This window comes from Levilactobacillus sp. LN180102, from assembly GCF_050106635.1.
Classification (GTDB): domain Bacteria; phylum Bacillota; class Bacilli; order Lactobacillales; family Lactobacillaceae; genus Levilactobacillus; species Levilactobacillus brevis.
The window spans coordinates 35456-54769 of sequence record NZ_JBNIIX010000012.1 but is presented as its reverse complement, the minus strand read 5'-3'; the positions used below and the strand labels follow the sequence as shown (position 1 = coordinate 54769).

Here is a 19314-nt window from a genome sequence, read left to right as displayed (position 1 = left end):
CCCATCGTGCTCAAATATTCTACCATACCGAACATACTTTCGCCAGTTTGCCGGTCCGTTACCGAAACTTATCCTGATAGATCGTTACATTAGCGGCCCGGCTTCCCTTAGTCACCGTTGTCGTTTGTACCGCTACTAATCCCTGATCTTCCCAGAATTGTTTCATTTGCCGATCACCCATGAAATTACTTAGTTGTAATTGTACCGCACCGGCTGTTTTTAACGTGGTTACTAAGCTCTGATAATAGCTAGCTAATTCTACGGATGACACGCCCTTTGCCGGTAACCACATCCCAACCCACACCAAACTTGGTAGCGGGTAATCAATAATTAAATCAACTAAAACAATCAGTTGCTGATCTTTAAAAATCCCCAAATAGGCCTTTTGATCAACTGTTGCGTTCAACGGCACATCCGTTACATCTTGAATGGCCTCTTGCCGTGTCACCGGATGATCTTGAAAGTGCGCAAAATACGCTGGATGACTAGCCTGAAACTGATAAATCAACTCATCATCGTCATGAGTTAATGGCCGCACCGTTCCTGTAGTCAGATGTTGATTCCACACTTCTTCTAATTTCATTTAGATGGCTCCTCCAAAAGTTGGTTAGTCAGTTGTGCCAGCTTCTGCCGGTCACTGAAATCAGCGGCCAGCATTTCTGGTAAGACTTCCGCTAAGAAATATTGGACACAGGCTAACTGTTTAAACTTCAAAATCGTGGTCAAACTTTCCCGATAGATTTCTGTAAAAACGGGTTCCGGATTACCCTTTTGAATTTCGCCAAACGATTCATAAAGCAAATCCACTTTATCAGCAACGGATAAGATCTGTCCTTCCAAAGTTTCGTCTTTGCCTTCCCCCAACCGCCGCGTATAAGCCGCCTGAAACTGGGACGGAATTTCATTTTGAATGAAGTTAGCTGTCAGCGAATCCTCAACATCAGCCAACATTTTTCGGAGTTCCGGAGTTGCGTACTTCACTGGCGTCTTAATATCGCCGATAAAGCGTTCCGTGTAATCATGATTCAAGGCCTTTTCATAGACTAATCGCCAATTAACCGTATGCCCAGCCTGTTCTTCAACGTCGGCCAAGAATTGGGCTACTTCGGCCACTTTAAACGAATGTGCTGCAACTGAATGTTGCTCAAACTTGAAATATCCCGGTGCTCGATCAATCGTTTCTAGATCACTTAAACTCTGTAAGAACTGATTCATTCCCATAAACCCGCCACTCCCTTTTGATTATTATTTGTGTCTCCACGACCGCAAAAAAAGCGGAAACACCGGTTAAGGTTGTCTCCGCTAAGTTTACCATTATTGTGCTGAAGCTGCTTGTGACTTTAGATCTTCCAAGTAGCTAAAGACTGCTTGACCGGCAATACCGCCATCGCCAACCGCCGTGGTGATCTGCCGCAAATCTTTTTGTCGCACGTCACCGATAGCAAAGATCCCGGGAACCGCCGTTGCCATATGATCATTGGTTTTAATCCAACCAGCATCGTCGGTAATGCCCAAATCAGTAAAGGCGTCGGTCATTGGTAAGGTTCCCACGTAAATGAAGACCCCACTAGCCGCAATCTCACCCGTTTCACCGGTTTGATTATTTTTAGTGGCAACACCGGTAACCTTCATATCGTCACCCAAGATTTCAGTGACATTCGTATTCCAAACAAATTCGATCTTGTCATTTGCAAAAGCCCGATCCTGTAAGATCTTTTGTGCCCGCAATTGATCACGCCGATGGATGATCGTAACCTTTGAAGCAAGACCCGCTAAATATAAGCCTTCTTCAACAGCCGAGTCACCGCCACCAATGACGACCACTTCACGGTTCTTAAAGAACGCGCCGTCGCAGACCGCACAGTAAGAAACACCGCGGCCACCAAATTTATCTTCCCCAGGCACGCCTAGCTTCTTGTATTCGGAACCAGTTGCCACAATAACGGCCTTAGTCTCGTAATCACCATCATCGGTTTTAACGATCTTATGATCACCATGATCCTCAATCGCCGTCACGCTACCATACGCGTACTCGGCACCAAATTGGGTCGAACCTTCATACATATCCTTAGCCAAATCCGGCCCTAAGACTGACTTGAATCCAGGATAGTTTTCAATCGCTGCCGTATTGTTCATTTGACCGCCATAAATCCCACGATCTAGCATTAATACCGATAAATTAGCCCGTGAAGCGTATAACGCCCCCGTCATGCCGCCTGGTCCGGCACCAATGACAATAACATCGTAACTTTTCAAGGTTAACGCTCCCTTCCACTCTTGTGCTGTGATAATACTGACACTTTACTAGTAAAAAGTAAGTTTGTCACCTATTTTGACTTGGGTGTTTGTTCATCTTCCTTGGCAAGCTGAGCGCCTAAGGTCTTAATGTACTCGCGTAACTGTGTTTTTGTTTCTGGATGTTGAAGACCATACGCAATATTGGTCTGAATCCAGCCGAACTTATTGCCGACATCAAACCGTTTGCCTGTATATTCGTGGGCAAACACGCGTTGTGTTTTATTGAGGTTATCAATGGCGTCTGTCAGTTGTAATTCATTGCCTAAGCCCACTGGGGTGCTTTCCAACGCTTCAAAGATTTCTGGCGTAAAGAGGTAACGACCAATAATGGCTAGATCACTAGGTGCTTCATCTGGTTCTGGCTTTTCCACAAAGTTGGTAACGTTATACAAACCTGGCGCCGTTTCTTCAGACGGATTAATGACTCCATACTTCGCCGTATCCTTATGTGGAACTCGCATCACAGCCAAGGTTGAAGCCCCCGTTTGATCATAGCGATCAATCAATTGCTTGGTTAAGGGCACCTTGCTATCTGTCATATCATCGCCTAACATCACGATAAATGGTTCATCACCAATAAAGGCCTTCGCCGTCAATACTGCATCCCCCAACCCACGTGGGTACGGTTGTCGGATAAAGTATAGATTCATGCCAGTCGTTTCCTTAACTTGTCGTAGCATTTCATCTTTGTGCTTAGCTTCTAGATTAGCTTCCAATTCTGGATTGGAGTCAAAATGGTCTTCGATGGATCGCTTAGATTTCCCATCGACAATCACAATATCTTCAATTCCCGATTTGCGCGCTTCCTCCACGATAAATTGGATAGTTGGCTTATCAACAATCGGTAACATTTCTTTAGCTAAAGCCTTCGTGGCTGGTAAAAAACGGGTTCCTAATCCAGCTGCTGGAATGACGGCTTTTCTAACTTTTTTCATAATTAAACGTTCCTTCCTCAGTATCCCCAGAGCATTCCTAAAATTCAGATCGACCTTCGCGTTGCATTAAATCAGAAATTGCGGTGCGAATGTCCTTTCCTTCATAGATGACTTGATAGATGGCTTCCGTGATCGGCATTGAGACACCACGTTCACGGGAAAGCTCGTATGCCGCCTTGGTGGTTGCTAAGCCTTCAATAACCATCCCCATATGGTTAATAACATCATCTAAAGCTTCACCACGTCCCAGTTCATCACCAGCGCGCCAATTACGTGAATTTGAGCTTGTCGCCGTCACGATAATATCACCAACACCGGATAGTCCAATGAAGGTCATAGGATCAGCGCCAAACGATGTCCCTAGTCGTGAAATTTCAGCTAGGCCACGCGTCATCAAGGCTGCTTTAGCATTATCGCCATAGCCCAAGCCGTGTAGTGCACCAGCACCCAACGCAATAATATTCTTCAAAGCTGCACCAATTTCAACCCCAATAATATCTGGATTAGTGTAAACCCGGAAGTAGGATGTCATGAACAACTTTTGCACATATTTGGCAGCCTCTGGGCTAGCACTGGCAGCAGTAACCAACGTAATATCTTTACGGGCCACATCTTCCGCGTGACTAGGACCAGACAAGACCGTAACCGCCTGGCGATTCTCAGCTGGAATTTCTTCTTCCAAAACTTGAGAGAGCCGCTTATAGGTCTGTTGTTCAATCCCCTTGCTAGCATGAATTAATTGTGGTTGTAAGTGCTGATCTTGCAAAATAGTTGCCACTTGACCCGCCACCGAACGAATGGCTTTCGTTGGGACAACGAATAAGATCGCATCTACATCCGTTAAGGCACTCGCTAAATCGGAGTAAGCCACTAGCGAAGGAGAAAACGTAAAGTCCTTGATGTAGTGGGTATTGGTATGTTGCGTATTCAATTCTTCAACCTGTTTGGGGTTGTATGACCATAGCCGAACATCATGTCCGTTTTCATCCAAGACGCTCGCTAAAATCGAGCCCCACGAACCGGCACCGAGTACTGCAATTTTCTCTGACATAGTAATGGATTCTCCTTATTTAGAAAGATTGGTTTTTTCGCGAAATGGATTGCCCGCTAGATAATCAATTGGTGGCGTTGTTGCGCGCCGACGGTAAATCCAAATCACTAATGCACCGACAAATAATACGACAGACAACGCTTGCGAAATCCGCAACAGGTGGAATAACCACAAGCTATCTGTGCGCATGCCTTCAATGAAAAAGCGGCCAAACGAATACCACATGACGTAAGCCAAGAATACTTCACCCTGCTTGAATAAACCAGGATAGTGCCGCAAACTCATTAACACGACGAATCCCATCAAACTCCACGTGGATTCATACAAAAACGTTGGTTGACGGTAGGCACCGTTAATCAACATTTGACTAATAATCCAGTGAGGTAGATGAAGCCCTTGTAAAAAGGCTAAACTCGTCACGCGACCAAACGCCTCTTGATTCATGAAATTACCCCAACGACCAATAGCTTGACCTAAAATGACCGTCGGTGCGGCCACATCAAGCATCAGCCACGTGGGAATGAACCGTGAACGACAGAAGAGAACCACCACAATTCCAGCCCCAATTAAGGACCCATAGATGGCAATTCCTCCATCCCAGATTGCAATTATCTCACTGGCATGCTGCGCGTAATAACTCCAATTAAAAATCACATAATATAGCCGGGCGGCAATTAGGGCTGCCGGCAGAGCCCATAAAATCATGTCATAAATATCATCCGGATTAATGCCTCGACGACGACCCTCACGCACCGCTAGTGTCACCGCAATGATGACCCCCGTCGCGATAATGACGCCGTACCAGTGAACCGCAATTGGTCCTAAATGAATGGCGATGGGGTTAAGCGCCGCCACAATTGGTGAAAAGATAACGCCCATCTCCCTTATGATTTATTCGCATTTTGTTTAATTAAGCGCTTTAGATTGTCATCAAACACTTTGGTTGCATCGTAACCCATTGAACGTGCGCGGAAATTCATCGCCGCCGCTTCAATGATGATTGCTAGGTTTCGCCCTGTCTTAACGGGGATACTAATCTTAGGTACCACGACGTCAAAGAAGCGTTGGGTTTCACTATTATTGCCTAAGCGATCAAAATGATTATCATCTTGCCACAACTCTAGGTGGACAATCAGGTCGATATCCGTTTCGCTTCGGACAGCGCCAGCACCAAAGAGATTCATCACATCAATAATCCCAATCCCCCGAATTTCTAATAGGTGACTAAGAATGGCTGGTGCAGCACCAACTAAGGTTTGTTCATCTTGTTGATAAACCTCTACTCGATCATCCGCAATCAGTCGATGACCACGTTTAACCAGTTCCAAAGCAGTTTCACTTTTACCAACACCAGAATCTCCGGTAATCATGACCCCAACGCCATAGATATCCACCAAGACCCCGTGAACAGATTGACGTTCGGCGAGTTTGCCTTCTAAGAAGTTGGTCATATTACTCAAAACCCGCGACGTTGTCAGCTTGGTACCCAAAATTGGGATTCCGGCCTCTTCGGCAGACTGCGTTAATTCCTCTGGTGGATCTAATTGGGTGGAAATAACAAACGCAGGTGTTTCTGGCTGACACATTTTACGCATAACATTTAACAGTTCTTTATGACTCATCCCTTTAGCAAAGGATGTTTCGGTAATTCCTAATAGTTGAACCCGTTTCGCCGGGTAGTAATTAAAATAACCGGTTAATTCCAATCCAGGTCGTGAAATATCACTAGTCGTAATTTTTCGATCTAAATTGTCTTTACCCGTATATACATCCAAGCGGTTCGCTTTGACGAGTTCGGCCACTGTGACACTTTCGGTCATGGGCGCTCCTCCTTACTACATCGTAAACTACTTTAATTTTAGCACTTTCCGGTAGTGACTCCTACCAAATTAAATCGTTATTCACAACTTAATGCTGGGCAAAATGATCACTGATAATCGCATTACATAACGACATTACAATCGCAATAATCAACGTCGTGCCAAACGAGGCAAAAGCAAAGCTACTCCCGACAAACCACGACGTCAATTCCAGCATGGCCGCGTTGATCACGACACTAAATAATCCCAATGTGAGGATGGTAATCGGCAGCGACAAAACGAACAGAATGGGCTTCACCACCGCATTTAACAGGGCTAAGACTAAGCTCGCAATCAATGCCACCCAGACACTGGAGACATAAAATGAATTTTGAAACGACCCAGCAAGCGAGCTTTGGAAGAAACCAGCTAACGCAAGGAAAATTAAGGCATTAACAAAAATCCGGGGCCAAAACCGCATTTAATTTTCCCCCTTATGTGAATCCTTAACATCTTGTTCCGTGACATCATGGATAACTTTACGGTCTGGCCGTTGCGGCTCAGAGCTACCACGAAAGAGATCCTTAAAACCAGGACCAGCTGGCCGGGAATCATCCAGTGGCATGAAGCTCATGACCACGACATACACCATCAACCCCAACAAGCCATGAGTAGGAATGGCAAGTGAAATTAACACATAAATCACCCGTAATAAATTAGCATTCCAATCAAAATACTCTGCAATTCCGCCCAATACCCCACCAATCAAACGATTCGTACGAGAACGGACTAGACGCTTTTTTTCTGCCATAGGCGGACACTCCTTTTTATCAGTTATTAGATTAAGTCTATCATATCTGATTAACTGTGTTAAAAGCCAATCATTTAAAGGGATTTTTTTAATAACTTCCCTGATAGGCTCAGAATAGCGAAAGCGGCCACTGAAAGCAAGTCTTCAGTGACCGTTGTCGTAAATCTTCAGTTTTGGTTAACGTTTAGGGTGCTTAATCAGTCGTATCAGATTGACTAGCTGAATTTAACTCAATGATTTGGCCTGACTTGAGGTAAATAATCCATTCACAGACATTAGTCACATAATCACCAATCCGGCTTAAATCCTGCGCCACATTCAAGTAAATTGAAGCTCCCGTTTCAAATGCTGCATCCAACCGCATTTGCTGATAGCTATCGGCTCGTACTTGGTGATTCAAGTCATCTAGCTGCCGGTCAACTGCCGCTAATTCGCGGGCTTCGTGCTCATCTTTGTTAACGTAAGCACTCAAAACATCTTTAACCATTTGGGTCGTCAAGTGTCCCATCTGCCCGATCAATTGCTCGATCACTGGAATTTTTTGCTTATCACCAAATTTAATGGTGGCATGCGCGATGTTACGCGCATGATCCCCCGCTCGTTCTAGCTCCGACACTGCTTTTAGAATCGTCACAATTTCTCGCAGGTCAGTGGTCACCGGTTGGTATAACGCGATCATTTCAAACGTCTTTTTTTCCAACGCAATTTCTCGTTCATTAATTTGGTGGTCCTGGTCAATTATTTTTTGGGCCGCTACAGCATCTCGATTGGTAAACGATTCTACCGCCTGCTCGATCACTTCGCTGACCAACATCCCCATTTCAGTAAAGTCCGCATCTAAATCTGCCAACTCGTCATCAAATAGTCTACGCATAAACTGCCTCCTTATCCAAAGCGACCACTAATGTAGTCTTCCGTTTGCTTATTTGCTGGGTTCATAAAGATGTTCTTAGTTTGATCCACTTCGATTAACTCACCATTCATAAAGAATGCCGTCCGATCCGCAATCCGTGATGCCTGTTGTAAGTTGTGAGTTACTGTAATAATCGTATAATCGTGGCGTAAATTCAAGAGGGTTGCTTCGATTTGACTACTTGACACTGGATCTAGCGCACTAGTTGGTTCATCAAGTAAGATAATCTCAGGCGAAACCGCTAAAACGCGGGCAATGCAGACCCGTTGTTGCTGTCCACCTGATAGCGCTAGTGCACTTTCATGCAGGTGATCTTTCACCTCATCCCACACCGCTGCTTGACGCAAGGATTTTTCAACGACCGCATCTAATTTTTCTTTATCTTTTTCTCCAGCGATACGTAACCCGTAAATCACGTTATCGTAAATGGAAAATGGGAAGGGATTGGGTTGTTGAAATACCATGCCAATCTCTTTACGAATCTGAACCGTGTCGGCATTGGGTGAATACAGATCGGCTCCTTTGAACTTGATGGTTCCCGTAATCGTGACGTTAGGAATTAAATCATTCATCCGATTTAACGTCCGCAAGTAGGTTGACTTCCCACACCCTGAGGGACCAATTAAGGCGGTGATGCCCTTCTCATTGAAGTTCAAATTGATGCCCTTCAAGGCTTCCTTGTCACCGTAGTATAAGTGTAGATCCTTGGTCGTTAAAATTTCCTTACTCATTATTTGTTCCTCCTCTTAGCCAAAGTTCCCCGAAACATAATCACTCGTTACCTGTACCGATGGATTGGTAAAGATATGGCTGGTTGTATCATATTCCAGCACACGCCCTTGGTTAAAAAAGGCCGTATATTCACTAATTCGCCCAGCTTGTTGCATATTGTGCGTCACAATAATGATGGTATAATGCTGCTTTAATTCCAACAACGTATCTTCTAATTGGCTCGTTGACACTGGATCTAAGGCACTGGCCGGTTCGTCTAGTAACAAGATATCTGGCTTAACGGCAATGGCACGCGCAATACACAACCGCTGCGCTTGCCCCCCAGACAACGCCAAGGCACTCTTATTCAAATCATCTTTGACTTGTTCCCACAGAGCCGCTTGTTTAAGTGACGTTTCCACAATCTCATCTAGCTGTTGCTTATTCGTTACCCCCCGTAACTGCAAAGCAAAAGCAATGTTGTCGTAAATTGACTTGGCGAATGGATTGGGCCGTTGGAAAACCATGCCTACTCGCCGGCGCATCTCGTACACGTCAACGGCCGGCTGATTGATGTCCACGCCACGATACATAATCCGACCGGTTACCGTCGCAATCCGATCATTCATTCGATTCAACGAGCGTAAAAAGGTTGATTTTCCCGAACCCGACGGTCCAATCAGCGCCGTGATTTGATTACTAGCAAACTCAAGGTCGCCCTCAAATAGTGCTTCCTTTTTTCCATAAAACACATGTAGGTCTTCTGTTGACAAAATGACTGGATGTTTTGGATCGGTCATCTTAATCACGTGCCGTTCTTCCATTTCGGCCGCCTTGGTAACATCATTATTAATAAACATGGCGTGTCCTCCTTAGGCCGACGTTAGTCGTTTGTATAAACGCTTGCCCAGGTAACGGGCGGCAAAGTTAAACAATAATATAGCCAGAACCAACACGGCCGATGATCCAGACGAAATGGCTTTAGCGTCTGGCATAATCCCTTCAGAATTAATTTTCCAAATGTGTACGGCTAAAGTTTCGGCTGGTCGCATCGGATTCAAGGGACTGGAAATGTTGAAGGGATTCCAATCAGCGAAATTCAAAGCTGGGGCACTTTGTCCGGCCGTGTAAATCAACGCAGCCGCTTCCCCAAATACCCGGCCCGCACTCAGAATAACACCGGTTAAGATGCTGGGAACAGCAGCTGGTAAAATCACACGGGTAACGGTCTCCCATCGTGACAATCCCAAGGCTAGTCCCCCCTCACGCTGAACGTCACTAATCGTCCGTAGCGAATCTTCAATACTCCGCGTCAATAACGGTAAATTGAAGAAAGTTAAGGCAAACGCGCCTGAAAGAATAGAAAATCCCAAGCGTAACTTTACAACGAAGAAGAGAAAGCCAAACAGGCCAACCACAACAGACGGTAATGAACTCAAAATTTCAATGGCCGTTCGAATCGTGGTGGTCACCCAATTATCCTTAGCATACTCATAGAGGTAAATCGCGGCACCAAGAGCAATAGGAAACGAGATCAGCATGGCCAAAATCAGTAAATAAAACGAATTGAATAGCTGAACGCCTACACCACCGCCCTTGAGAAAGGCCTTAGCGGGTGCCGTTAAAAAGTGCCAGTTTAACTGTGGCAACCCACTGATTAAGATATAACCTAGCAGCGCCAATAAGATGAGAACCACTAGGCCCGCAATGCCGTAAAGTCCGCCAATGGCGACTTTATTTTGTGTTTTGGAATTCATTATTGCAAGCGCCCCTTTCGACCAATTAAGCGAATAATCAGGTTAAAGACGAGTGACATTAATAACAGCACTAATGCTAGTGACCACAAGGCGTTATTTTGTAGTGACCCCATCACCGTATTACCAATACCTGTTGTTAACACAGACGTTAAGGTTGCCGAGGGGGACACTAAACTACTTGGCATTAACGCCGCATTCCCAATCACCATTTGAACGGCTAGTGCTTCACCGAATGCTCGCGCCATACCGAATACTACGGCAGTCATGAGTCCTGGCGTAGCAGCTCGCAGGACAACTTTATAAATCGTTTGCCACTGCGTCGCTCCCAATGCCAGTGATGCTTCTCGGTAGTAACGGGGGACGGCCTTTAAGGCATCCGCACTCATGGATGTCACTGTCGGCAAGATCATCACAAACAACACACAAGTTCCCGATAAAATCCCAAAGCCACTACCACCAAAGATGGCTCGCGTCGCCGGAACAACCACGGACAGGCCAATAAACCCATAAACAACTGATGGAATTCCCACCAATAGCTCTGTTACTGGCTGCAAGATCTTGGCGCCACGATTAGGCGAAATTTCATTCATAAAGACTGCCGTACCGATCGCAAATGGTGTTGCGACAATGGCTGACAGAATCGTAATCAGAAAGGAGCCAACAATCATGGGCAGTGCGCCCACTTCTGGTTTACCATGCGCGTCCGTGATACCTGGATTCCAATTTTTGCCAGACAGAAAATCCCAAAGATTGACGTGATTACTGGTAAACGTCGCAATTCCCTTTGAAGCCACAAATCCAATAATGGCGACCACCACGGCAACAATCAGTAACAAGGCCGTCAGACTGATGGTTCGCCCCCAGATTTCCAATTTAGCGGCTTTCGAACGCCGCTTTAACTGTTGCTCTAATTGCTTGTTATCCATCTAGGCCCCTCCTGTCTTAGTAATATGTCCATTAGCATCCCGTTCCACCAACATTTGATCCGGTGACAAGTAACCTAATTGCCGCACCAACGTATTTTGAATAGCCGGCGACTGAACGTAAGTGATAAAAGCTTTCGTCAAACCGGTTGGATGGCCTTTGGTGTAGAGATGTTCATAAGACCAGATTCGCCAATCATTTGTCGTCACATTCACCTCTGTCGGTGCAACATGATTTAACGACAAGGCTTGCACCGTTTTATTGACGTAAGAAAAAGCAACGTAACTGATTGCACCGGGGGTCGTCGCCACAATTGAGCGCACCATTCCAGAAGAATCTTGTTCCTGAGCTGTCTTAGAACGATGATTGGCCAAGCCAAATTGTTCAAAAGTGGCCCGAGTGCCACTTCCTTGCGCCCGGTTGATCAACACGATGCTCTGATCCGCCCCTCCAACTTCTTTCCAATTGGTAATCTGACCCGTAAAAATTTTGATTAATTGATTAGTTGAGAGGTTTTTCACGCCCACTTTTTTATTCACGATGGGCGTAATTCCAACAACGGCAACCCGATGATCCACCAATTGCCGGGCGTTAATCCCTTTTTGTTCCCCAGCAAATAGGTCGGAATTACCAATCTGAACCGCGCCTTCTTGAATCTGGCTAAGTCCGGTTCCAGTACCGCCACCCTGCACGTTAATAAACGTCCCGAGATGTTCACCCGTATACTGTTCGCCAGCTGCTTCTACGAGCGGTTGTAGTGCCGTAGAACCAACTGCTGTGATTGATTCACCCGCATGACTGACCTCGCGCGTCTGGTAAGCATAAATTCCCAATGCCATTAAGATAACCAGCACGAGTCCTTGCACCCAGCGTTTTTTCGACATACCGTTGACCTCCTAGTCAGTTGAGCGTCGCGGCTCAACCATTTCAAAAGCTAGTATAGCGGAGCAATGTAAATGTCATGTAGACGTATTGTAAAGGTTGTGTAAATATAACCCGAATTGGTCAATTTAATCGTCTGCGCTCCAAAACGAGAGTGAGACAAAAGGCGGTTAGCTGGCGCCCGTTTCAGTACCTAATATTTGGAAACACAAAAAGAGCCCGAGGCTTTTGTCTCCGACTCGTCATTTAGCGATTATTGTCTTGAAAACGTCATCGTTACTGTCGTTCCTGTACCTAACTCACTTTGAAGGTCAATCTTGCCGTTTAGCGACTGGACTAACTCCCGTACAATTGCTAGGCCCAATCCGGTTCCACTAACCAATTGGTTGGAATGTGACACATCGGCCCGATAGAATCGTTCAAAGACCCGCTGCTGATCTTGCGGGGCAATACCAATCCCCGTATCTTGCACAATCAATTGCCAATCGTGGGCTGTCACAGTGGCGGTGACGGTCACCCGCCCCTGTGGTCGATTGTACTTAATGGCATTACTCAAAACATTCTTTAAAATCTGGTCCAATTTACGTTGATCAGTCGTCACCTGTAACTCACTAGCAACCTGATTGTGTAAAGTGATGTGATTAACCGTTGCTAGTGGCGTTAATAAATTCACCTGACTTGCTACCAGGTGCCCTAGCGGTACCGTGGTCATCTCCACATTATTGCCCGATTCAATATGTGAGATCGTCAAAACGTCATTAATCAATTCCACTAGTCGTTCGCTTTGCTGATCGATGATCTGTAAAAACTCCACGGACTTTTCAGGGTCGTCCTTAGCTCCAGCCAACAGGGTTTTAGCAAACCCAGAGATTGCAGTGACCGGCGTTTTTAACTCGTGGGACGCATTCGACATAAAATCCATCTGCATCTGTTCAACCGCGTACACTTCCGTCACGTCATACAACAATACGAGCACTTGAAAGTAATCTTGTGAAGTCGCCGTATAAATCGCTCGGGCATCAACCGTCCGTTCGTGGGGTGACCCCGGTAACTTGAGCGTTTGATGTTGGGTTTGCCGTTCACTGAGCGCTGAATTAATCAAACTGGCCAGTTCAAACTGGCGAACGTCTTGTGTGAATGGGTGTCGACGCGGTGAAATGGGCTGTTGTAAAAACTGTTCCATCGCCGGATTTGCCAGTTCCACTTTGCGATACCGATCAATAACCATCACCCCAATCGGTAAGTAATCCAATAGTGTCGCAAATTCTTGATTCTGCCCGGCAACTTGCCGCTGAACCTTGCGTTGATGCGTTTGCAAATAATTAATCTGCAACGCCAACCGGTAAAAGGGATCGCGCGGTGATAACAGAACGTGAGCTGGCGTTTCTGCATGCCGAATTCCCTCAACTTTTTTGGTTAAAATCGTGATTCGCCGTTCCGCCCAACGCCAACCATAACCAATCACCACGGTCTCCAATAACGTGAGTGACCACGCAATGAGTAATGCTGGTTCCAAATGAGCTGGTTGAACCGCCCACACCAAAAAAGAATTAACCACCCCGCTAATCACAAAAGCTTCGCCAAGTCGCCGAATCATGGCTGAACCTCAAAGGTGTAGCCAAATCCACGAACGGTCTTTAGTAACGTTGGATGCTTCGAGTCTTGCTCAATTTTTTCACGTAAATGAGAGACGTGAATGTCCACCATCCGCGTTTGCCCACTGTAATCAAAGCCCCAAACGCTTTCTAGTAATTGTTCACGACTCCAGACTTTTCCGGGACGCTTAGCAAAAAACAACAACAATTCAAATTCCTTAGGGGTTAGTTCGATCGCTTGATTTCCCCGTTTAACCTGGAATTTATCTTGGTCAATGGTGAGATCCCCCACCTGTAATCGGTGTCCTTGTTGACTTGGAACCGTATCGGTAGGCTCTTCTTCATGGTAGCGACGCATCACGGCTTTCATCCGGGCAATCACTTCCCGCGGACTAAATGGCTTCGTAATATAATCATCGGCCCCCAACTCCAGACCAAAGACGGTATCAAATTCGCTGGTTTTAGCGGTAATCATAATGATCGGCGTCTTGACTTTTTCTTGCCGCAATCGTTTGGTCACTTCCACCCCATCCATTTTGGGCAGCATCAGGTCCAATAAGATTACATCAAATTTTTCATGTAAGGCGAGATTTAGGGCCTGCTCGCCGTCGATAGCGGTAACGACCTGATAATCTGCTTGTTCCAAATTGTATTGTAACAACGTCACAATAGCGGGTTCATCATCAACGACTAAAACTCGACTCATAAGTTTACCCCTCCTGATCTCTAAATAGGACAATGCCAATTTCGTGCGGTGCGCCAGAATAAATAGCCGTTTCGGTCATCTTCAATTCACCAGCCATGTTGCGAACTCGTAAATGACAATATGCTGGATTCGCTAGTAATGCCTCATAAAAGCTTGTTTCACTCACCACCGATTGATGATTACATTCCAAAATAATATCACCTGGCTCTAAATCTAATTTTACGGCTGGCGTCCGTGGCCGAATAGCTAAAACGCGCACCCCATCATCCACTTGAGAATACCAGAAGGGCTGACGGGCATCATAGCGTTTAGCTTGCCATAACACAGCCACATAACCAACTAATAGAATTATTATGCCCCAAACCGCATCCTGAGGTCGCCAATAGCTCCACCCGATCCCGATGATTGCCGCTAAAGCTAACCAAATTAATCGGCGGCCTAAAGCGTGATAGACCTGCTGCGGCGCTTGACGAAAGACGGTAAATCTTAGTCCCAAGATTAAGGGTAACACGAGAATGGCAAATTGGTGACCTTGCCAGGAAAAGACCGGCCAAAATGCCCAGTGACTGGTGATCCAATCGCCGGGAACCAGCGTCACCATTGGTAATACTAGTAGTTCACGCCACGGATAACCGGCGATTTGTTTGCCCCGTTGCTTCGCATAAATCTTGGGACTGGTGAACCGCCCGCCATAATGAGTGATCCAATGGCCCATCAACAAAAAGAAAGCCAAGGCTAGCCAGAAGTAATTTTGGACGGGTACGTTGGCCCATCGCAATCCCCATGCACTCAGATCCGGTTTTGGCGTTATGTAAGTTCCCCCCAAAAGCGTGATTAAGGTGGCCCCGACAATCAAGGTCAATGGCAGAATCGTTGTTGGTAATAAAATTAACGTCAGAATTGCTAAACCCTCATATGCTAAGATCCAGATCACTGGTAGACTGAACCCAATTAATAAATTAATCACTGACAAGCCAAGGCCTAAAAGCAGTCCCTGCGTCAGCATATGCCGTAACTCGTAATGATCGCTATACACTGCACTTCCAAAATTTCGCCGTTCTGTTGTGATTCGTGCTCGACTGGCCAGCCAAACCCGTAAAATAGCTAACCAAACCAGCGGTTGCAATAAAAAGCTTCCACATGCAATCAAAGTCCGCATGAAATCGACACCTTTCCTGAAAAAATTGCTGTCCCCAGTATAGCATGAAATAAAAACGGGTAACACGACATTCGCGTTACCCGTCTAACCGTTCGATTGCAAGATGGTTTTAGTCTGGATTTTTTTGACTCAGTTGCCATTGCAAGAAAGCATCAATGAATGGGTCCAGATCGCCATCCATCACAGCTTGTCCGTTACCCGTTTCGTAATTGGTTCGGTGATCTTTAACCATGGTATAAGGGTGGAATACGTAGGAGCGAATCTGTGAGCCCCAACCGATTTCCATTTGGTCACCTTCTAAAGCCGCCTTTTCTTGTGCCTTCTTTTCCTCCGCGCGTTCATACAGCTTAGCGCGTAACATAGCCAAGGCGGTTTGGCGGTTTTGTAATTGTGACCGTTGCGCTTGACTCTGTGTCACAATTCCCGTTGGAATATGGGTAATCCGCACCGCTGAAGAGGTCTTGTTAACATGTTGACCACCAGCACCAGAAGCCCGGTAAACATCGACCTTCAATTCGGCAGGATTAATATCAATGTCCACTGAATCATCCAGTTCTGGTAAGACATCAACAGACGCAAATGACGTGTGCCGTCGTCCCGCCGAATCAAACGGCGAGATTCGGACGAGTCGGTGGACCCCCTTCTCAGAACGTAAATAGCCATACGCATTACGACCAGCAATTGCTAAGGTCACACTACTCAACCCAGCAACATCCCCCGGCTGATAGTCCAGCACGGTCACTTTAAAGTCATGTTGTTCTGCCCAACGAGTATACATTCGTAGCAACATGTCACCCCAATCTTGGGATTCCGTGCCTCCAGCTCCCGGGTGAATTTCCAACAGTGCATTGTTGTGGTCATATTTTTGATTCAATAATAAGTTCAACCGGTATTGCCGTAAAGCCGCCTGGGCAGTGGCAAAGTCAGTTTCAAACTCCGCTTGCATCTCTGCATCCGGTTCCTCTTGTAATAGCTCTAGGGCTACCATCAGATCTTCAACCTGCGTGACCAACCGCTGAAACTCGTCGACTTTTTTCTTCATCTCGTTGGTCTCATCGATTAAAAGCTGAGCCGCCTGGGCATCATCCCAAAAATCTGGTTGAGCCATTTGGCCTTCATTGACGCTGATACTTTCATTCAAAGCATCAAAGTCAAAGTGACCCCCTAAAGCCGGTTAGTTGTTCTTGCATGGCGGTTAGTTCACGTTTAGCATCACTTAATTCCATCATGTTGGGCTCCTTTTTTGTGTTATTTTAAAGACAAAACGAGGTCGGAAAACTTCCCGCCTCGTTCGTCGCCCGTTTAACGGGTAATATTCTGTCGAATTTCAGACTTCATGAACAAGCGCGTTGCATCATAGTCGATATCTGAAATCATTTCTTCAAACATCCGGAACCCATCCTGTTGGTATTCAACCAATGGATTCAACTGACCATAACCCCGCAGACCAATTGATTGCCGTAATTGATCCATCGCATCGATGTGATCAGTCCAGTGCGAATCAACCACCCGCAGTAACACCACTTTTTCAAATTCAAGCATTTGTGCTGGATCATAAAGTTGTTTTTGCTTTTCTGCGTACACGTCTTCTGCCAGTTCCATAAAGAAGGCCTTAATTTCGTCGGCTGATTTGTTCTTCAGATCATCCAAACTAATCTTATCTGGTGAGACCATTGCAGAAATACCGAAGTCTAAGAGTGTATCCAAATCCCAATCACTTTGTTCACCTTGCGTATGCAGACTAACGACCCGATCAACGGTCCGTTTAATCATTGGCATTAATACCCACTTCAGCGACTTATCCTGATTGATGACTTGGTTACGTTCACCATACATAACATCCCGTTGTTGGCGCATAACATCATCATATTGCAACACGTTCTTCCGGGAATCATAGTTATTCCCTTCAACCCGCTTTTGCGCTGATTCAACTTGCTTAGTGATCATCCGACTCCGAATGACAGCATCTTCGCCATCAACGTTCATCCGTTCCAAGAAGCTCTTGACCCGGTCAGAACCAAATCGCCGCATCAAATCATCTTCCAAGGACAGGTAGAATTGCGTCATACCAGGATCACCTTGCCGACCTGAACGGCCTCGAAGCTGGTTATCAATCCGCCGTGACTCATGACGTTCCGTCCCAATGACGGCCAGTCCACCGATTTCCACGACGCCCGGTCCCAATTTAATATCAGTTCCCCGACCAGCCATGTTGGTGGCAATGGTGACAGCCCCACGTTGACCGGCATTTTGGATGATGTCGGCTTCCTTCGCATGGTTCTTCGCGTTCAAGACCACGTGCGGAATGTTTTCTTCATCCAACCGTTGTGACAAATACTCAGACGTTTCCACGGCCACGGTCCCGATTAACATCGGTTGACCCTTTTCGTGTAGGTCCTTGATTTCCTTAACAACGGCGTTAAATTTCGATTCCAACGTTGGGTACAGCAAATCCGGTTCATCGACCCGGACAACTGGCTTGTTCGTTGGCACGGAAACAACTTCCATGTTATAAATTTCTCGGAATTCTTCCGCTTCGGTCTTAGCCGTCCCGGTCATCCCAGAAAGTTTCTTGTACATCCGGAACAAGTTCTGATACGTGATGTTAGCCATCGTCTTGGTTTCTTCTTGAATCTCGACGCCTTCCTTAGCCTCAATCGCTTGGTGCAGGCCATCAGAATAACGCCGACCATCCATTACCCGACCCGTAAAGGAGTCAACGATCAAGACTTCACCATCTTGAACCACGTAATCCTTGTCACGTAGCATGATAAAGTTTGCCCGCAACGCTTGGTCCATATGGTGGGTCAAAGCCGTGTTGTCCGTATCGTACAAGTTCTTCAAGTTGAAGTACTTTTCAGCCTTTTCGATCCCGGTATCCGTCAACGCCACCGTCTTAGATTCCAAATCGATCTTAAAGTCATCTTTTTCATGTAACGTCTTAGCAAACCGGTCAACACGCCGATAAAGCGCACTTGTCCCTTCGGATTGACCAGAAATAATCAATGGTGTCCGCGCTTCATCAATCAAGATGGAGTCCACTTCATCGACAATCGCAAAGTTCAATGGTCGTTGCACCATATCTTCTTTGTAGACCACCATGTTATCCCGCAGATAATCAAATCCAATTTCACCGTTGGTGGAGTAAGTAATATCTGCTTGGTAAGCTTCTCGCTTTTCTTCTGGTGATTTTTCGGCTGAGTTCAATCCAACCGTTAACCCCATCCAATTATAGAGCTCACCCATTTCAGTAGCATCCCGTGCAGACAGGTATTCGTTAACCGTTACTACGTGCACCCCTTTGCCTGCTAAGGCGTTCAGGTAAACGGGCATCGTGGCCGTCAAGGTTTTTCCTTCACCGGTTTTCATTTCAGCAATGTTACCTTCGTGCAGCACGATGCCCCCCATGATTTGCACATGGAAAGGATACAAGCCAAGCACCCGCTTAGCACCTTCACGAATAGCCGCAAAGGCTTCAGGAAGCAGGTCGTCCAACGTTTCGCCGTCTTGGTAACGCTGCTTAAACTCAGGCGTTTTCGCTTTCAGATCATCATCTGAAAGTTGTGCGTAGTCGTCCGCATAGGCGCCGACTTTATCCGCTAAATTACTGAGGCGTCGTAAAGTTCGGCGATCACTTTCGACCCATCGTTTCAAAATATTTGGCATGTGAGAATTCCCTTCAGTACTTTTAAAATAAGTCTATTTAAAGTTACCCATTTATTTACAATAAATCAACCTACATTCTACCACTATCCGGGCCAAGATGAAACAAT

General features: G+C 46.0%; 20 protein-coding genes. All 20 read right to left on the bottom strand.

Translation table 11 applies throughout. From position 1 onward, the window contains the following. Nucleotides 1–58: 58 nt before the first annotated feature. Nucleotides 59–583 (bottom strand): acetyltransferase, encoded by a 525-nt coding sequence (locus ACP4IT_RS08490; RefSeq protein WP_156646660.1) that lies wholly within the window; start codon nucleotides 581–583, stop codon nucleotides 59–61. Continuing rightward, complete coding sequence (locus ACP4IT_RS08485) at nucleotides 580–1221, bottom strand: YfbR-like 5'-deoxynucleotidase (RefSeq protein ID WP_011667423.1); 642 nt, start codon at nucleotides 1219–1221, stop codon at nucleotides 580–582. The genes ACP4IT_RS08490 and ACP4IT_RS08485 overlap by 4 nt, the downstream gene beginning before the upstream one ends. A 93-nt stretch (nucleotides 1222–1314) precedes the next feature. Then, nucleotides 1315–2256: a thioredoxin-disulfide reductase gene (trxB, locus tag ACP4IT_RS08480; RefSeq protein ID WP_011667422.1), complete on the bottom strand. Its 942-nt coding sequence runs from the start codon at nucleotides 2254–2256 to the stop codon at nucleotides 1315–1317. Between the two features lie 71 nt (nucleotides 2257–2327). Beyond that, a complete protein-coding gene (gene galU / locus ACP4IT_RS08475; protein ID WP_011667421.1) occupies nucleotides 2328–3233 on the bottom strand; it encodes a UTP--glucose-1-phosphate uridylyltransferase GalU in 906 nt (301 codons plus the stop codon). 37 nt (nucleotides 3234–3270) lie between these two features. Then, complete coding sequence (locus ACP4IT_RS08470) at nucleotides 3271–4284, bottom strand: NAD(P)H-dependent glycerol-3-phosphate dehydrogenase (RefSeq protein ID WP_011667420.1); 1014 nt, start codon at nucleotides 4282–4284, stop codon at nucleotides 3271–3273. A gap of 15 nt (nucleotides 4285–4299) precedes the next feature. Continuing rightward, nucleotides 4300–5163 (bottom strand): prolipoprotein diacylglyceryl transferase, encoded by an 864-nt coding sequence (gene lgt, locus ACP4IT_RS08465; RefSeq protein ID WP_011667419.1) that lies wholly within the window; start codon nucleotides 5161–5163, stop codon nucleotides 4300–4302. A gap of 5 nt (nucleotides 5164–5168) precedes the next feature. Next, nucleotides 5169–6104: an HPr(Ser) kinase/phosphatase gene (gene hprK / locus ACP4IT_RS08460; protein WP_011667418.1), complete on the bottom strand. Its 936-nt coding sequence runs from the start codon at nucleotides 6102–6104 to the stop codon at nucleotides 5169–5171. A gap of 88 nt (nucleotides 6105–6192) precedes the next feature. Then, entirely contained in the window at nucleotides 6193–6564 is a 372-nt protein-coding gene (locus ACP4IT_RS08455; RefSeq protein WP_015473430.1) for a phage holin family protein, read from the bottom strand. Continuing rightward, nucleotides 6565–6894, bottom strand: coding sequence for a PspC domain-containing protein (locus tag ACP4IT_RS08450; RefSeq protein WP_011667416.1), 330 nt, complete (start codon nucleotides 6892–6894; stop codon nucleotides 6565–6567). Between the two features lie 193 nt (nucleotides 6895–7087). After that, nucleotides 7088–7768 carry a phosphate signaling complex protein PhoU gene (gene phoU, locus ACP4IT_RS08445; protein WP_011667415.1) on the bottom strand — a complete coding sequence of 227 codons (681 nt, stop codon included), beginning with the start codon at nucleotides 7766–7768 and terminating at the stop codon, nucleotides 7088–7090. An 11-nt stretch (nucleotides 7769–7779) separates the two neighbouring features. Continuing rightward, nucleotides 7780–8538, bottom strand: coding sequence for a phosphate ABC transporter ATP-binding protein PstB (gene pstB, locus ACP4IT_RS08440; RefSeq protein ID WP_011667414.1), 759 nt, complete (start codon nucleotides 8536–8538; stop codon nucleotides 7780–7782). A 15-nt stretch (nucleotides 8539–8553) separates the two neighbouring features. Further along, on the bottom strand, nucleotides 8554–9342 hold the full coding sequence (gene pstB / locus ACP4IT_RS08435) for a phosphate ABC transporter ATP-binding protein PstB (RefSeq protein ID WP_086231933.1): 789 nt from the start codon (nucleotides 9340–9342) through the stop codon (nucleotides 8554–8556). Between the two features lie 48 nt (nucleotides 9343–9390). Beyond that, nucleotides 9391–10275 carry a phosphate ABC transporter permease PstA gene (pstA, locus tag ACP4IT_RS08430; RefSeq protein WP_011667412.1) on the bottom strand — a complete coding sequence of 295 codons (885 nt, stop codon included), beginning with the start codon at nucleotides 10273–10275 and terminating at the stop codon, nucleotides 9391–9393. After that, nucleotides 10275–11201 (bottom strand): phosphate ABC transporter permease subunit PstC, encoded by a 927-nt coding sequence (gene pstC / locus ACP4IT_RS08425; RefSeq protein ID WP_011667411.1) that lies wholly within the window; start codon nucleotides 11199–11201, stop codon nucleotides 10275–10277. The genes pstA and pstC overlap by 1 nt, the downstream gene beginning before the upstream one ends. Next, nucleotides 11202–12083 carry a phosphate ABC transporter substrate-binding protein gene (locus tag ACP4IT_RS08420; RefSeq protein WP_011667410.1) on the bottom strand — a complete coding sequence of 294 codons (882 nt, stop codon included), beginning with the start codon at nucleotides 12081–12083 and terminating at the stop codon, nucleotides 11202–11204. It abuts the gene before it with no gap. A 251-nt stretch (nucleotides 12084–12334) separates the two neighbouring features. Next, nucleotides 12335–13678 (bottom strand): sensor histidine kinase, encoded by a 1344-nt coding sequence (locus ACP4IT_RS08415; protein ID WP_011667409.1) that lies wholly within the window; start codon nucleotides 13676–13678, stop codon nucleotides 12335–12337. After that, nucleotides 13675–14382 carry a response regulator transcription factor gene (locus tag ACP4IT_RS08410; RefSeq protein ID WP_156646656.1) on the bottom strand — a complete coding sequence of 236 codons (708 nt, stop codon included), beginning with the start codon at nucleotides 14380–14382 and terminating at the stop codon, nucleotides 13675–13677. The genes ACP4IT_RS08415 and ACP4IT_RS08410 overlap by 4 nt, the downstream gene beginning before the upstream one ends. Nucleotides 14383–14386: 4 nt before the next feature. Then, on the bottom strand, nucleotides 14387–15541 hold the full coding sequence (locus ACP4IT_RS08405; protein WP_011667407.1) for a PDZ domain-containing protein: 1155 nt from the start codon (nucleotides 15539–15541) through the stop codon (nucleotides 14387–14389). Between the two features lie 109 nt (nucleotides 15542–15650). Continuing rightward, a protein-coding gene (prfB, locus tag ACP4IT_RS08400; protein WP_107696456.1) for a peptide chain release factor 2 occupies nucleotides 15651–16767 on the bottom strand; the annotation gives its coding sequence in 2 pieces (ribosomal slippage) (nucleotides 15651–16694 and nucleotides 16696–16767; 1116 coding nt in all). A 76-nt stretch (nucleotides 16768–16843) separates the two neighbouring features. Beyond that, nucleotides 16844–19207 carry a preprotein translocase subunit SecA gene (secA, locus tag ACP4IT_RS08395; protein ID WP_011667404.1) on the bottom strand — a complete coding sequence of 788 codons (2364 nt, stop codon included), beginning with the start codon at nucleotides 19205–19207 and terminating at the stop codon, nucleotides 16844–16846. Nucleotides 19208–19314: the final 107 nt, after the last annotated feature.

Coding starts and splice junctions, on each gene's coding strand:
- ACP4IT_RS08490 (WP_156646660.1), bottom strand. CDS start 583: ATGAAATTAGAAGAAGTGTGGAATCAACATCTGACTACAGGAACGGTG.
- ACP4IT_RS08485 (WP_011667423.1), bottom strand. CDS start 1,221: ATGGGAATGAATCAGTTCTTACAGAGTTTAAGTGATCTAGAAACGATT.
- galU (WP_011667421.1), bottom strand. CDS start 3,233: ATGAAAAAAGTTAGAAAAGCCGTCATTCCAGCAGCTGGATTAGGAACC.
- ACP4IT_RS08470 (WP_011667420.1), bottom strand. CDS start 4,284: ATGTCAGAGAAAATTGCAGTACTCGGTGCCGGTTCGTGGGGCTCGATT.
- lgt (WP_011667419.1), bottom strand. CDS start 5,163: ATGGGCGTTATCTTTTCACCAATTGTGGCGGCGCTTAACCCCATCGCC.
- hprK (WP_011667418.1), bottom strand. CDS start 6,104: ATGACCGAAAGTGTCACAGTGGCCGAACTCGTCAAAGCGAACCGCTTG.
- ACP4IT_RS08455 (WP_015473430.1), bottom strand. CDS start 6,564: ATGCGGTTTTGGCCCCGGATTTTTGTTAATGCCTTAATTTTCCTTGCG.
- ACP4IT_RS08450 (WP_011667416.1), bottom strand. CDS start 6,894: ATGGCAGAAAAAAAGCGTCTAGTCCGTTCTCGTACGAATCGTTTGATT.
- phoU (WP_011667415.1), bottom strand. CDS start 7,768: ATGCGTAGACTATTTGATGACGAGTTGGCAGATTTAGATGCGGACTTT.
- pstB (WP_011667414.1), bottom strand. CDS start 8,538: ATGAGTAAGGAAATTTTAACGACCAAGGATCTACACTTATACTACGGT.
- pstB (WP_086231933.1), bottom strand. CDS start 9,342: ATGGAAGAACGGCACGTGATTAAGATGACCGATCCAAAACATCCAGTC.
- pstA (WP_011667412.1), bottom strand. CDS start 10,275: ATGAATTCCAAAACACAAAATAAAGTCGCCATTGGCGGACTTTACGGC.
- pstC (WP_011667411.1), bottom strand. CDS start 11,201: ATGGATAACAAGCAATTAGAGCAACAGTTAAAGCGGCGTTCGAAAGCC.
- ACP4IT_RS08420 (WP_011667410.1), bottom strand. CDS start 12,083: ATGTCGAAAAAACGCTGGGTGCAAGGACTCGTGCTGGTTATCTTAATG.
- ACP4IT_RS08415 (WP_011667409.1), bottom strand. CDS start 13,678: ATGATTCGGCGACTTGGCGAAGCTTTTGTGATTAGCGGGGTGGTTAAT.
- ACP4IT_RS08410 (WP_156646656.1), bottom strand. CDS start 14,382: ATGAGTCGAGTTTTAGTCGTTGATGATGAACCCGCTATTGTGACGTTG.
- ACP4IT_RS08405 (WP_011667407.1), bottom strand. CDS start 15,541: ATGCGGACTTTGATTGCATGTGGAAGCTTTTTATTGCAACCGCTGGTT.
- secA (WP_011667404.1), bottom strand. CDS start 19,207: ATGCCAAATATTTTGAAACGATGGGTCGAAAGTGATCGCCGAACTTTA.